The organism is Klebsiella sp. BIGb0149, assembly GCF_004362605.1.
In the GTDB taxonomy this organism is placed as follows: domain Bacteria; phylum Pseudomonadota; class Gammaproteobacteria; order Enterobacterales; family Enterobacteriaceae; genus Klebsiella; species Klebsiella terrigena.
In genome coordinates, this window is the sequence record NZ_SNYG01000008.1 from 92,333 (window position 1) to 105,530 (window position 13,198).

Consider the following 13,198-nt stretch of genomic DNA (forward strand, 5'->3'; position numbering starts at 1 on the left):
CGGCCCTTAAGGCCGGCACTGGCATATCTCCCCTACTCGACCTTCGTTGCCCGCAGCAGTTTCTCCAGCGGATAGACCGCCGCAATCACCAGCTCATCCTGGGTTTTCGCCGCCTCATCCAGCTGCGCCTGCACCGACGCATACTCCTTATCATCCAGCGTACCCTGACGGGCCACCAGGTCCGTCAGCCGCAGCCCCAGCGTCGCCAGCTTATCAACCTGCTGCACCACCGGGCCGATCGCCGCCAGCTGATAGCTATTTTCCGTTAGCGCCAGCGCATCGGCGGTATTATTTTGCCAGCGGGTAAAGACGTGACGCAGCGCGTCCGCGCTTTCGTTATCTTCCGCATCGCTAATCAGCCTTTCGGCCCAGCGGTCAAGGCTGCGCACGGTGTCGCTCTCCGGCGGCAGCGCGTCGGCCAGGCGGTTCAGCGGCTCAAACTGATGATAATTATTGGCCTGGAATTTCAGATGCTGGCGCGTGTAATAGTGCGCCGGCTCGATGGCCTGGGCGAGGATCTGCAGCGCCAGGGGGCTGCCGCCGTTTGCCAGCCGGGTGAACTGCACCAGCTGCTGGCCGTGCTGCTGCAGGCCGACCGAGACCGTTGACCAGCCGTCCATCGCCTGCAGGCGCTGGTACATATTGTCGCTGTCTTTGACATCCTGCGCCGACCACAGCCGCTCGGCGACCGCGAAGGCCCGCGGCCACAGCTTGATATCCAGCACCGGCGCCGCCACGTTTTCCGCCCACAGCGCCGCTTCGCCGCCGAGCAGGTTCTTCTGCTGTTCGGCATCGGGAACCACCGGCGGGATCCCCTCCGGCACCTCGTCCAGCCGCTGCCCGCTCACCGGATAGCGGGCGTTGCCCAGCAGGAAGTAGCCGCCAAGCTTATCGTCATTGACGGTGAGCACCGGCCGGGTTTCCCCCATCCAGGTATCGACGCTGAAGGTTATCTGGTTATCGTTCAGCCACGCAATATCCTGCACCGCCCGACGTGATTTGCCCTTAAAATCAATAAACCCGCGCCAGCCGCTCTCGCCTTTTACCAACGTGAAGCTGCCTTCCACCGCGCTCCCCTTCAGCCGCGGCATCACAAAGCTCCAGCTTTGGGCGCTGTCGTTATCGGTAATGGTGTCGACGCCGTTCAGCCCCTGCGGCACGATTTCATTGCGGTAGTGATAGGCGGTGTACTGCGGCTGATCGAGATAAAATCCGGTAGAGAGGATCCCGCGGTAGCCGTGCTTCGCCACTTCTCCCAGCGCGTCCTGCCCCTGCCACGACTGGATCAAAATGCTTTTCGGCAGATCGGGATGATAGATTTCGTCCCAGCCCACCATCTGGCGATGGTGCTTTTCGAGGATCGTCTCCAGCCGGCGGTTGAAGTACGCCTGCAGCGCGTGGCTGTCCGCCAGCCCCTTATCGCGCATAAACTTCTGGATCGCCGGATTCGCCCGCCACTGGCTGTCGTCAACCTCATCCCCGCCAATGTGCAGATAGGGATCGGGGAAGATCGCCGCCAGCTCGCCGATCATCGCCTCGGCAAAGGCGTAAGTGGCCTCTTTGGTCGGGTCAAGCACCGGCTTAAGCACGCCCCAGTGACGCTCCATTTGATAGGGGCCCGGCGCGCTCATCAGCTCCGGATAGGCCACCGCAATGGCCGAGGCGTGTCCCGGCATATCGATTTCCGGCACCACGCGGATGCCGCGATCCGTCGCGTAGCGCACGATCTCTTTCATCTGCGCCTGGGTGTAGAACAGCCCGTCGCTGGCCTGCTGCTGCAGCTTCGGGTAGCGCGTGGAGGCAAAGCGCCAGCCCTGATCGTCGGTCAGGTGCCAGTGGAAGACGTTGAGCTTGGCGGCCGCCATGCCGTCGATCTGCCGCTTAATGGCCTCCAGCGGCATAAAGTGGCGCGCGGAGTCCAGCAGCAGCCCGCGCCACGGGAAGCGCGGCGCATCGTCGATCGTGACGTAAGGAATGGCGGTATTCTCCGCGCCGTTCTGGATCAGCTGGAGCAGAGTTTCCATCCCGCGCAGGGCGCCGAAACGGGTGTTCGCCTTGAGGGTCACGCCCTCGGCGGTCACCTTCAGCTGGTAGCTTTCATCGCTGTCCGGGCGCGGAATGGCCGGGACCTTTTTAGCAATCACCACGTTAATCGTCGGCGCTTTCGCCGGTGCCAGCTGCGGTTCCAGCGTCCAGCCGGTCTGGCGGGCGATGCGCTCGCGCCAGCGGCCGGCGGCATCCCCCAAATCGTCGCCGCTGACGTTTAGCGTCAGCTGATTATTCAGCACCAGCGCGCCCTGCGCCTGCGGACGCTCGACGTGAGCCGGCCAGGGCATAAGCGGCAGATCGCCCGCCGGGGCGGCGCAGGCCAGGCCGCTGAGAATTAATCCGCTGGTAAGCAGTCCATAGCGCAGGGTGTTAAGCATGAGTTTTCCTTTTGATGACGGGCCAAAAAAAAGCAAAACATTTGGTTAACATGCGCCAAAAAAAGCGTCAAGGAAATGACATGACGGGCTTCACAACTTGATGAAGTTTAAGATAAATGCCCTCTCCCATGAACGGGAGAGGGGCGGAGGAAGCCAGGGTTACTGCCAGCCGTAGCGACGGCTGTAGAAGCCTTTGACCATCTGGGTCAGCGTCATATAGCCCGCCAGAATCGCAATCAGCCACGGGAAGTAGCTCAGCGGCAGCGCCTGCAGCTGTAGATAGCCCGCCAGCGGCGAGAACGGCAGCGCGATGCCGACCACCATCACCACCAGGGTCATGGCGAACAGCGGCCACGCGGCGCGGCTCTGGACAAACGGAATGCGTCGGGTGCGGATCATATGCACAATCAGCGTTTGCGACAGCAGCCCTTCAATAAACCAGCCCGACTGGAACAGCGTCTGCGCTTCCGGCACGTTGGCGTGGAACACCCACCACATCAGGCAGAAGGTGAGGATATCGAAGATTGAGCTAATCGGGCCGAAGAAGACCATAAAGCGCCCCAGCTCGGCCGGGTTCCAGCGCTGCGGCTTACGGATCTGCTCATCGTCCACGTTATCAAACGGGATCGCCACCTGGGATACATCGTACAGCAGGTTCTGAATCAGCAAGTGCAGCGGCAGCATCGGCAGAAACGGCAGAAATGCGCTCGCCACCAGCACGCTGAAGACGTTCCCGAAGTTCGAGCTGGCGGTCATTTTGATGTACTTGAGCATGTTGGCAAAAGTGCGGCGCCCTTCGATAACCCCCTCTTCCAGCACCATCAGGCTCTTTTCCAGCAGGATGATATCCGCCGCCTCGCGGGCGATATCCACCGCCCCGTCGACGGAAATCCCGATGTCCGCCGCGCGCAGCGCCGGGGCGTCGTTAATCCCGTCGCCCATAAAGCCCACCACGTGCCCCTCGCGTTTGAGCAGCGTCACGATGCGCTCTTTATGCAGCGGCGCAAGGCGCGCAAACAGGGTGGTTCGTTTCGCCAGCGCCGCCAGCTCGTCGTCGCTGAGCGCTTCAATCTGGCTGCCGACAACCACCTCTCCCGCGTCGAGGCCCACCTCATGGCACACCTTCGCCGCCACCAGCTCGCTATCGCCGGTGAGGATTTTGACGGTAATGCCGCTGGCCTTCAGCGCTTTCAGCGCCGGGGCGGTGGTCTCTTTCGGCGGATCGAGGAACGCGATATAGCCTTCGAGGATCAGATCCGACTCGTCGGCCCGCTGATAGTCCCCTTCCCGCGCCGGCAGATAGCGGGTCGCTACCGCCACCACGCGCAGCCCCTGACGGTTAAGCGTGTCGGTTACCCGGCGGATGCGGCGCAGCATGGTCTCGTCCAGCGGCACGATGTCGCCGTTGTAGCGGACCTGGGTCGAGACGTTGAGGATCTCCTGCAGCGCGCCTTTGCAGATAAGCTGATGGACGCCTTCCTGCTCGCTCACCACCACCGACATCCGGCGGCGCTCAAAGTCGAACGGGATCTCGTCCACTTTCTGCCAGCGCTCGGCCAGCTGGCGGGCGGCGTCCAGCTCCACGCCCTCCAGCACCGCGGTATCGAGCAGGTTTTTCAGCCCGGTCTGGTAGTGGCTGTTAAGCCAGGCGGCGTTCAGCACCAGCTCGCTCACCTTGCCGGAAACGTCGGTATGGTTTTCCAGCACGATTTTATCCTGGGTCAGGGTGCCGGTTTTATCGGTACACAGGATATCCATCGCGCCAAAGTTCTGGATGGCGTCGAGGTGTTTAACGATAACCTTCTGTTTCGACAGCTTCACCGCCCCGCGCGCCAGGGTCGAGGTGACGATCATCGGCAGCATTTCCGGCGTCAGGCCAACCGCCACCGACAGGGCGAACAGCGCCGCTTCCCACCAGTCGCCTTTGGTAAAGCCGTTGATCAGCAGCACCACCGGTGCCATCACCAGCATAAAGCGGATCAGCAGCATGCTGACGCGGCTGATGCCCTTCTGGAAGGCGTTGGGTTCGCTCTCCTGCTCGCTCACCCGTCCGGCCAGTTGGCCGAACCAGGTGCCGCCGCCGGTGGCGAAGACGATCGCCTGCGCCGTGCCGCTCACCACGTTGGTGCCCATAAAGCACAGGGTATCGCACTCCAGCGGGTTGCTCTGCAGCGGATCGCGGCTGCGGGCCACTTTTTCCACCGGCAGCGATTCGCCGGTCAGCGACGCCTGGGCGACAAAAAGATCGCGCGCCTGGAGAATGCGCAGGTCTGCCGGGATCATATCTCCCGCCGAGAGCTTAACGATATCCCCCGGCACCAGCCGGTCGATAGGCAGCTCGCACCAGCGGCTTTCGCCCTGCTCGTTGACCACCCGCAGCACCGTGGCGGTGTTGCTGACCATCGCCTTCAGCGCATCCGCCGCCCTGGTGGAGCGGGCTTCCTGAATAAAGTTGAGCAGCGTGGAGATCCCGACCATCAGCGCGATCACGCCCGCGGCAAACAGATCCTCCGTAGAGTAGGAGACGACGCCCAGCACGGTTAGCAGCAGGTTGAAGGGGTTGCGATAGCAGGTCCACAGATGCACCCACCACGGCGAAGGCTTCTGGGCGGGGATTTGGTTGTCGCCGTGCGCCGCAACTTTTTGCGCCACTTCGGCGGCGTTGAGCCCTTCCGGGTGGCTGTCGAAGGCGCGCCAGATTTCGTTTTCATCCATGGCCGCCACGTTCAGGCAGCGCTTGCCCAGCGAGTCCGGGATCGGCGCGCTGGCCAGATTGCGGGCATCGGGCAGCGGATCGCGCTGCACCAGGCGGTGTGGCAGGTGGCGGCTAAGCTGCGCAAACAGCTGCCGGGTAAAATTTTTCAGCATAAACAGTCCCTCCGCGCTCGCACGGCGAACGCAGCAAATCGACGGGCACGGTAAAACCCTACCTGTCAGGCATTATTTTTTTATGGCAGGGACATCAAGGACGTCACTGCTTTACGCTTCCGGTAAAGCAGTGCTAAGCAGGCTTACCGGAAAGGGGTATAACTCCATCGAGGATGAGGAGTGGGATCGGGGTCCATAAAATCTCCGGTAAGTGAGTAAAAAACGGCGCGGATTATACCGCGGCCAGCGATCTATTTGTAGCAATGATGGCTATGGTAACCCCGCGTAACTAAACCAAACGTATACGCGCAGCCGTTCAGGCCTTTTTATCACGCGTTCAGCATCGCGAACGCATTAGCGCGGCAAGCGCATCCCCCAGCGCCGTCGCCATTTCGCCCAGGGCCTGCTTTGTCTCTTCATAGTCTCCCGGCAGCCGATCGAACCACGGGCAGGTAATCACCGCGTGGGCGTAGCTATCCGGTCCGAAAACGGGCCACGAGGCCGACGTCAGTCCAATAATGCGATCGTGGGGGATTTCGGCAAAGCCCTGGGATTTTATGCGCGCAAGCTGCTCGGCCATCTCCCCGCGTAATGCCGTATCCAGCGCGTGATGGCGGATCAAACGCCAGCTATCCTGGTCGCTGGCGAAGGCCAAAAGCACCAGCGATGAACTTGAGCGGATGGTATGCAGCAGCGACCCTTCTCTGGCGCTAATCGCCGGGGTGAAGTCCGGGTGACGATGGGCGATAACGACCACCCGATCGTCCCGCAGTCCGGCCAGGTGGCAGGGCTGATTGGTACGCCAGGTAAAGTCTTTCATCAGCTGCTGGCAGCGTTCCGACTGCGCCAGCTGCTCGATATAGCGGTACTGGCCGGTGAGGGGGAGTTTATCGGTCAAATGATAATAGCGTCGGGCATCCTGCCTGAGGTACCCCTCCTCTTCCAGGCACTGAATAATCCGGAATAGCTGGTTAAAGGAAAGGCTGAGCGCCAGGCTAATCTCCCCCATCGTCATGGGGACGCCCGACGCCGACAAATATTCCAGTACGCGTAAACCCCGGCTTAGCGCCGGGGCTCGATAATCGGTCATAACGCTCCTTTCTGTGGCGCATCGGTATGATGCAGCGGATCCTGGTCATCGCTGCGCCGGTGCAGATAGCGAATCGTCAATAGCGTCACCACGCAGCCGATGGCCATACACCCGCCTAAATAGTACATCGGGGCGCTGACGCTTCCCGTCAGATCGCGTACTGCCGGAACGGTATTCTGCGCAAAGAAGCCGCCGAGGTTAGCCAGCGAGTTTATCGCCGCTAATCCGGCCGCTGCCGCCGAGCCGCCTAAAAACCGCGTCAGGGTCCAGAAGCAGGGCTGAATTGAGAATATAGCCATAATAACCAGGGTTATGCATAAAAAACTCAGCCAGGGCGTGGCGATAAACAGCGCGCTGCCGGCAAGAAAAAACGCGGCCACCAGCATCGGCAGGGCAATATTTTTCACCGGATCGGAGGTCCGCGCCGGATTGCGCGTCATCCACCAGAGCAGCAGCATCGCCATCAGCCAGGGGATCATGTTGATCATCCCGTTGGTCATATCGGATACGCCAAACCCTTTCACAATAGTTGGCATCCAGTAGCTCAGACCATAGGCGCCAAAGGAAATAAAGCCCAGCACCAGCGCCAGCAGCAGCACCCGCGCGTCTTTCAACGTTTTCAGCACGCCGTTCACCTGGCGATCCCGGTCCCGGCTCTGCTCCTGTTGCAGCATCGCCCCAAGCCAGGCCTTTTCTTCCGCGCTCAGAAAGCGGGCTTTTTCCGGCGTATCGGGCAGCCAAAAAAGGACCGGAATAATAAACAGCAGCGCCGGCAGGCCAGTGCCAATGAAAATCCACTGCCAGCCCTCAAGATTCAATATGCCATGAATGCTTAACAGCGCGCCGTTAAGCGGCGCTCCGATCAGGTTCGCCGCGAGGCTGGCCATAATCAGATAGCCAACAACCCGGGGACGATACGCCAAAGGAAACCAGCGGGTCATATAATAAAGCAGGCCGGGATAGAGGCCCGCCTCGGCGGCGCCCAGGCAAAAGCGTAAAACGTAAAACATGCTGGCGCTGGTGGTAAACGCCATTAAAACCGTAATGGCGCCCCACGTCAGCATTATCCTGGCAAACCACAGGCGGGCGCCCACTTTATGCAGCATGATATTGCCCGGGACTTCAAATAATAAATAGCCAATAAAGAATAACGATGCGCCAAGGCCGTAGGCGGTTTCACTCAGCGACAGGCTTTCCGCCATATGGAGCTTGGCAAAACCGATATTCTGCCGATCGATATAGGCAATCACGTAGAGCATCACCATGATCGGTATTATTTTGGCGGAAATTTTCTTTATCGTCGCCCTTTCCATACGACCGTCTGCAGAACACATAATTGCATCCTTAATTTAGTTCATCAAATAATGATGGTGCGATATAACCGTGTTCGAAGAATAAAAGCGTGAGGCCCCCTGAAATAACGCTTACATAATACCGAACTTATCAAAGGCCTCGACGGTACTCATGCCTTTTCTCAGCGCGTGCAGCACTTCATTTTCACCTTTAGCCTTTTCAAACGCCCCGTGGAAGGCTTCGTCCACGGCCTGCGCCGGGATCACCAGCACGCCGTCGCGGTCGCCAAAAATCACGTCGCCAGGCGCAACGCGCACGCCGTCCAGTTCAATAGGCACGCGCCAGTCAACCACCTTGCCGCGCGGTCCCTGATCCTGCGCGTAGCTGCCGAAGGAGGCCACCGGGAAACCGAGGTTCAAAATTTCATTGCTGTCCCGATGGTAGCCATGAATGACGGCTCCGGCCGCCCCGCACTGCATGGCGCGGGTCGACATTAGCCCGCCCCATTGCGCATAGCGTAGCGAGCCGCCCGCACAAATATAAACTTCGTTCTTTTGCAGATCGTCCAGCGCGTGAAACATTAAGCCGAACGGCTTTTCGCTGAGCGTATTATGGCCCGGGGCGCTTTGCTGGAAATAATCAGCTTCGAGTACCGGCATCGCCCGGCCAATAATAACCATATTGGCATCAATCGGTTTTAACTGCGGCGATAAAAACTGATGAAGCAATCCCATTGAATCCAGAATATCCCCCACTAATGCAACAAAGAGCTTTTCTTTTGCTAATGCAAATAACGTTTCATCATCTGACCAGGCGTGGCTCATAATATTTCCTCTGTGTATTATTCAGGATGGGGTTCACGTTTAATGTCACTACCTGACTTACCCGGTAAAAAGTTCAGGTCGGCGCCGGTGTGCGCCTGCTGCACCGTCTGGATATAAAGGCTGGCGTAGCCGCGGGGATAATCAGGATATTCCTGCGGTCGGTTTTCTTTACGCCTGCTCAGTTCGCTATCGCTGACGTGCAGCGTCAGCCGGCGCTCGCGGCAGTTCAGCTCAATCATGTCGCCGTTTTCCACCACCGCCAGGGTTCCGCCGATGGTCGATTCCGGGCTGACGTGCAGGACAATCGTGCCAAATGCGGTGCCCGACATGCGCCCGTCCGAAATGCGCACCATATCGCGCACGCCCTGCTGTAGGATCTTCAGCGGCAGGCCAAAGTTGCCGACTTCCGGCATGCCCGGATAGCCCTTTGGCCCCACGCCCTTCAGCACCAGAATATCGTCGGGCCGCACGTCCAGATCCGGGTCATTGATGCGCCGGTTATAATCTTCGATGTTCTCGAAAACGACCGCTCGCGCGGTATGGTTGAGCAGCGCCGGCGTCGCGGCCGAAGGCTTTATCACCGCGCCGTCGGCGCAAAGGTTGCCCTTCAGCACAATCGTTCCGGCGTCATCCAGCAGCGCATTGTGCCGCTGCGCAATGACGCGCTCGTTTAAAATCGCCGCCTCGCGGTAGTTTTCATCCAGGGTTTTGCCATTGCACTGCAGCACCTGGCTATGCAGCTTGTCGGTAAGCTGGCCGATCACCGCCGGAACGCCGCCCGCGTAGTAGAAATCCTCCATCAGAAACTCCCCCGACGGCTTCAGGTTTGCCAGTAGGGGAACGTTCTGACTAAAGCGGTCAAAATCCTCCAGCGTCAGCGGCACCTCGATCCGCCCGGCAAGCGCCAGAAGATGCAGGATAAAGTTGGTTGAACCGCCGATTGCCGCATTGACGACGATGGCATTCTGAAAAGCCTCGCGGGTCAGGATCTGCGACATGCACAAATCCTCTTTCACCATCTCGACAATACGCCGGCCGGACAGCCGGGAGACCCGACGACGCGCGGCGTCAACGGCGGGAATGGCGGCCGAACCCGGCAGCGACATGCCCAGCGCCTCAACCATGCAGGAGAGCGTGGACGCGGTACCCATCGTATTGCAGGCGCCGGGGCTGCGCGACATGGCGTTTTCCACCTCGTCAAACTCGGCCTGGCTCATCAGGCCCGCACGCAGGTCCTCGCTAAATTTCCACAAGTCGGTGCCGGAACCGATATCCGCCCCGCGATACTTACCGTTGAGCATCGGTCCGCCGCTCACCACCAGCGTCGGTAAATCCACGCTGGCGGCCCCCATCAGGCAGGATGGCGTCGTTTTGTCGCAGTTGGTGAGCAGCACCACGCCGTCAATGGGATTCCCACGAATCGACTCTTCAACGTCCATGCTGGCAAGGTTGCGGAACAGCATGGTCGTCGGCTTCATCAGCGCTTCGCCGAGCGACATCACCGGAAACTCAAAAGCCACGCCGCCGGCTTCTAGAACGCCCATTTTGACCTGCTCGGCAAGATCGCGTAGATGCGCGTTGCAGGGGGTTAATTCAGACCAGGTATTACAAATCCCGATAACCGGGCGACCATCAAAAATATCATTGGGCAGCCCCTGATTTTTTAACCAGCTTCTGGCGATAAACCCTGATTTATCCTTGCGTCCAAACCACGTCTGGCTACGATATTTTTTCATTACGTTGCGCTCATTTTCCAGAAAAGGTGGGTGTTAGCGGCAGTGTAATTGATGTGGCGATCCCGTCAATTCGCCGCAAGATGCCGGCAAAAGCCGCCGTTTGTGAGTGAGTAAATAGAATCTTCGCTCCCGCCCGCCCGTGCTTTTACAGGTAAAAGTCAAAAAGGCCGCACGGCTATTGATGGCAAAAATATTATTTAATATCAGCGCAATATAGTTAGGTTGCTTTTTGCTGGTTTCATATATAAAAGTTAAATTCCCGCAAAGAAATCGCGAAAATGTGATCTGTATCGGAATAGCCGCCGCGGCCTGGCACTGCGGCTGCTTCGACAGGCGGCGCAAAGAGGCAGCCGATCCGCTGCCGGACGTAAACCAGACTTTGCTCATTGCGGTCTGGTTGAGTAGCATTAGGCTCAATTTAATCGGACCACCGCGAGAACCCTGCATGCAAAACCGGCTGACCATCAAAGATATCGCGCGCTTGAGCGGCGTCGGCAAATCGACGGTATCGCGCGTGCTCAACAATGAAAGCGGCGTCAACGAGCGCACCCGCGAGCGGGTGGAGGCGGTCATGCTGCAGCACGGCTTCTCGCCCTCCCGCTCCGCGCGCGCGATGCGCGGCCAGAGCGACAAGGTGGTGGCGATTATCGTCACCCGTCTGGACTCGCTGTCGGAAAACCTCGCCGTGCAGACCATGCTGCCCGCTTTTTACGAGCAGGGTTACGATCCGATTATGATGGAGAGCCAGTTCTCCCCGGCGCTGGTTGGCGAGCACCTCAGGATCCTCGCCCGCCGCCATGTCGACGGCGTGGTGCTGTTTGGCTTTACCGGCATTACCGAAGAGATGCTCACGCCGTGGCGCGAAACGCTGGTGCTGCTGGCCCGCGACGCGCCGGGCTTTGCCTCGGTCTGCTACGACGACGACGGGGCGGTGAGGATGCTGATGCAGCGCCTCTACGATCGCGGCCATCGTCATATCAGCTTCCTCGGGGTGCCGCACAGCGACGTCACCACCGGCCAGCGCCGCCATCAGGCCTACCTCGATTTCTGCCGGCAGCACCGGCTCACGCCCACCGCCGCGCTGCCGGGCCTGGCGATGAAGCAGGGCTATGAAAACGTCGCCGGCGTCCTCGGCGCCGACACCAGCGCCCTGCTTTGCGCCACCGATACCCTCGCCCTTGGCGCCAGCAAGTACCTGCAGGAGCAGCGCATCGACAGCCTGCAGATCGCCAGCGTCGGCAGCACGCCGCTGATGAAGTTCCTGCACCCGGAAATTCTCACCGTCGATCCGGGCTACGCCGAGGCCGGACGCCAGGCGGCGCGGCAGCTGATCGAACAGATCGCCGGCAACGCTAACCCTCGTCAAATCGTCATTCCCGCGGCGCTGATTTAATCCTGTCAGCAGGATTTATGTGATCGTGGCTGCGTTTCGGGAACGTTCCCATTTTGCAAATGAAGCGGAGCGGTTAGGATTCGTCTCAGTTCATTACGCAATCTCTTCCCTCTGTTTTGAGGCCTCACAATGAGTAAAGTAAATCAGCAGGACATCGATAAATTAATCGAACTGGTGGGCGGGCGCGACAACATCGCCACCGTCAGCCACTGTATTACCCGTCTGCGCTTTGTGCTGAATAACCCGGCCATCGCCAGGCCGAAAGATATTGAGCAGCTGCGCATGGTAAAGGGCTGCTTTACCAACGCCGGCCAGTTCCAGGTGGTGATCGGCACGGACGTGGACGACTACTACAAGGCGCTGCTGGCCACCACCGGCCAGGCCTCTGCGGATAAAGAGCAGGCCAAACAGGCCGCGCGGCAGAACATGAAGTGGCACGAGCAGCTGATCTCGCACTTTGCCGAGATCTTCTTCCCGCTGCTGCCGGCGCTGATCAGCGGCGGCCTGATCCTCGGTTTCCGCAACGTAATCGGCGATCTGCCGATGAGCAACGGTCAGACGCTGGCGCAAATGCACCCGTCGCTGAAAACGATTTATGACTTCCTGTGGCTGATTGGCGAAGCCATCTTCTTCTACCTGCCGGTCGGCATCTGCTGGTCAGCGGTGAAGAAAATGGGCGGCACGCCGATCCTCGGCATCGTGCTGGGCGTTACGCTGGTTTCTCCCCAGCTGATGAACGCCTATATGCTCGGCCAGCAGGTACCGGAAGTGTGGAACTTCGGCCTGTTTACCATCGCCAAAGTGGGCTATCAGGCGCAGGTGATCCCGGCGCTGCTGGCGGGCTTGGCGCTGGGCTTTATCGAAACGCGCATGAAGCGCATCGTGCCTGACTACCTCTACCTGGTCATCGTCCCGGTGTGCTCCCTGATCCTGGCGGTGTTCCTTGCTCACGCCTTTATCGGCCCGTTTGGCCGCATGATCGGCGACGGCGTGGCCTTTGCGGTGCGCCACCTGATGACCGGTAGCTTCGCGCCGATTGGCGCCGCGCTGTTCGGCTTCCTGTATGCGCCGCTGGTGATCACCGGCGTCCATCAGACCACGCTGGCTATCGATATGCAGATGATTCAGAGCATGGGCGGTACGCCGGTGTGGCCGCTGATTGCGCTCTCCAACATTGCCCAGGCCTCGGCGGTAGTCGGCATTATTATCGCCAGCCGCAAGCAGAATGAGCGTGAAATCTCCGTCCCGGCGGCGATCTCCGCCTACCTGGGCGTCACCGAGCCGGCAATGTACGGCATCAACCTCAAGTACCGCTTCCCGATGCTCTGCGCCATGATCGGCTCCGGCCTCGCCGGGCTGCTGTGCGGCCTGAACGGCGTGATGGCCAACGGGATCGGCGTCGGCGGCCTGCCGGGCATCCTCTCCATCCAGCCGACCTACTGGCAGGTTTACGGCCTGGCAATGGCTATCGCCGTCGTCGTGCCGATTGTTCTCACGACCTTCGTGTACCAGCGCAAATTCCGCCAGGGCACCTTGCAGATTGTCTGATTTTATCTTCCTTCCGGGGC

The 13,198-nt window shown here is 59.8% G+C and carries 10 protein-coding genes; 2 read left to right on the plus strand and 8 right to left on the minus strand.

The features are described 5' to 3' along the window. Window positions 1-32: 32 nt before the first annotated feature. The 8 genes from EDF75_RS23380 to EDF75_RS23410 all read right to left on the minus strand — a co-directional run bounded on the left by EDF75_RS23380 (window position 33) and on the right by EDF75_RS23410 (window position 10,624). Window positions 33-2,426, minus strand: coding sequence for a beta-N-acetylhexosaminidase (locus tag EDF75_RS23380; RefSeq protein WP_133601052.1), 2,394 nt, complete (start codon window positions 2,424-2,426; stop codon window positions 33-35). 159 nt (window positions 2,427-2,585) lie between these two features. After that, window positions 2,586-5,294 carry a magnesium-translocating P-type ATPase gene (mgtA, locus tag EDF75_RS23385; protein ID WP_133601053.1) on the minus strand — a complete coding sequence of 903 codons (2,709 nt, stop codon included), beginning with the start codon at window positions 5,292-5,294 and terminating at the stop codon, window positions 2,586-2,588. Between the two features lie 143 nt (window positions 5,295-5,437). Continuing rightward, on the minus strand, window positions 5,438-5,491 hold the full coding sequence (gene mgtL, locus EDF75_RS27685) for a mgtA regulatory leader peptide MgtL (RefSeq protein ID WP_220432789.1): 54 nt from the start codon (window positions 5,489-5,491) through the stop codon (window positions 5,438-5,440). A gap of 140 nt (window positions 5,492-5,631) precedes the next feature. Further along, the gene (locus tag EDF75_RS23390; RefSeq protein ID WP_133601054.1) at window positions 5,632-6,384 is read right to left on the minus strand and encodes an IclR family transcriptional regulator; all 753 of its coding nucleotides are present in this window, start codon (window positions 6,382-6,384) and stop codon (window positions 5,632-5,634) included. Further along, on the minus strand, window positions 6,381-7,718 hold the full coding sequence (locus EDF75_RS23395; protein WP_133601055.1) for an MFS transporter: 1,338 nt from the start codon (window positions 7,716-7,718) through the stop codon (window positions 6,381-6,383). The genes EDF75_RS23390 and EDF75_RS23395 overlap by 4 nt, the downstream gene beginning before the upstream one ends. 90 nt (window positions 7,719-7,808) lie before the next feature. Continuing rightward, on the minus strand, window positions 7,809-8,501 hold the full coding sequence (locus EDF75_RS23400) for an RraA family protein (RefSeq protein ID WP_133601056.1): 693 nt from the start codon (window positions 8,499-8,501) through the stop codon (window positions 7,809-7,811). 17 nt (window positions 8,502-8,518) lie between these two features. Then, window positions 8,519-10,237: an IlvD/Edd family dehydratase gene (locus EDF75_RS23405; RefSeq protein ID WP_133601057.1), complete on the minus strand. Its 1,719-nt coding sequence runs from the start codon at window positions 10,235-10,237 to the stop codon at window positions 8,519-8,521. Window positions 10,238-10,270: 33 nt separating this feature from the next. Then, the gene (locus tag EDF75_RS23410; RefSeq protein ID WP_133601058.1) at window positions 10,271-10,624 is read right to left on the minus strand and encodes a hypothetical protein; all 354 of its coding nucleotides are present in this window, start codon (window positions 10,622-10,624) and stop codon (window positions 10,271-10,273) included. Window positions 10,625-10,682: 58 nt separating this feature from the next. Here EDF75_RS23410 and treR point away from each other — a divergent pair, with 58 nt between their 5' ends. Further along, complete coding sequence (gene treR / locus EDF75_RS23415) at window positions 10,683-11,630, plus strand: trehalose operon repressor TreR (protein ID WP_133601059.1); 948 nt, start codon at window positions 10,683-10,685, stop codon at window positions 11,628-11,630. 129 nt (window positions 11,631-11,759) lie between these two features. Beyond that, window positions 11,760-13,178: a PTS trehalose transporter subunit IIBC gene (gene treB, locus EDF75_RS23420; protein WP_045853310.1), complete on the plus strand. Its 1,419-nt coding sequence runs from the start codon at window positions 11,760-11,762 to the stop codon at window positions 13,176-13,178. Window positions 13,179-13,198: the final 20 nt, after the last annotated feature.

Excerpts from the sequence above, each read along its gene's own strand:
- EDF75_RS23380 (WP_133601052.1), bottom strand. The coding sequence starts at position 2,426 with ATGCTTAACACCCTGCGCTATGGACTGCTTACCAGCGGATTAATTCTC.
- mgtA (WP_133601053.1), bottom strand. The coding sequence starts at position 5,294 with ATGCTGAAAAATTTTACCCGGCAGCTGTTTGCGCAGCTTAGCCGCCAC.
- EDF75_RS23390 (WP_133601054.1), bottom strand. The coding sequence starts at position 6,384 with ATGACCGATTATCGAGCCCCGGCGCTAAGCCGGGGTTTACGCGTACTG.
- EDF75_RS23395 (WP_133601055.1), bottom strand. The coding sequence starts at position 7,718 with ATGTGTTCTGCAGACGGTCGTATGGAAAGGGCGACGATAAAGAAAATT.
- EDF75_RS23400 (WP_133601056.1), bottom strand. The coding sequence starts at position 8,501 with ATGAGCCACGCCTGGTCAGATGATGAAACGTTATTTGCATTAGCAAAA.
- EDF75_RS23405 (WP_133601057.1), bottom strand. The coding sequence starts at position 10,237 with ATGAAAAAATATCGTAGCCAGACGTGGTTTGGACGCAAGGATAAATCA.
- EDF75_RS23410 (WP_133601058.1), bottom strand. The coding sequence starts at position 10,624 with ATGAGCAAAGTCTGGTTTACGTCCGGCAGCGGATCGGCTGCCTCTTTG.
- treR (WP_133601059.1), top strand. The coding sequence starts at position 10,683 with ATGCAAAACCGGCTGACCATCAAAGATATCGCGCGCTTGAGCGGCGTC.
- treB (WP_045853310.1), top strand. The coding sequence starts at position 11,760 with ATGAGTAAAGTAAATCAGCAGGACATCGATAAATTAATCGAACTGGTG.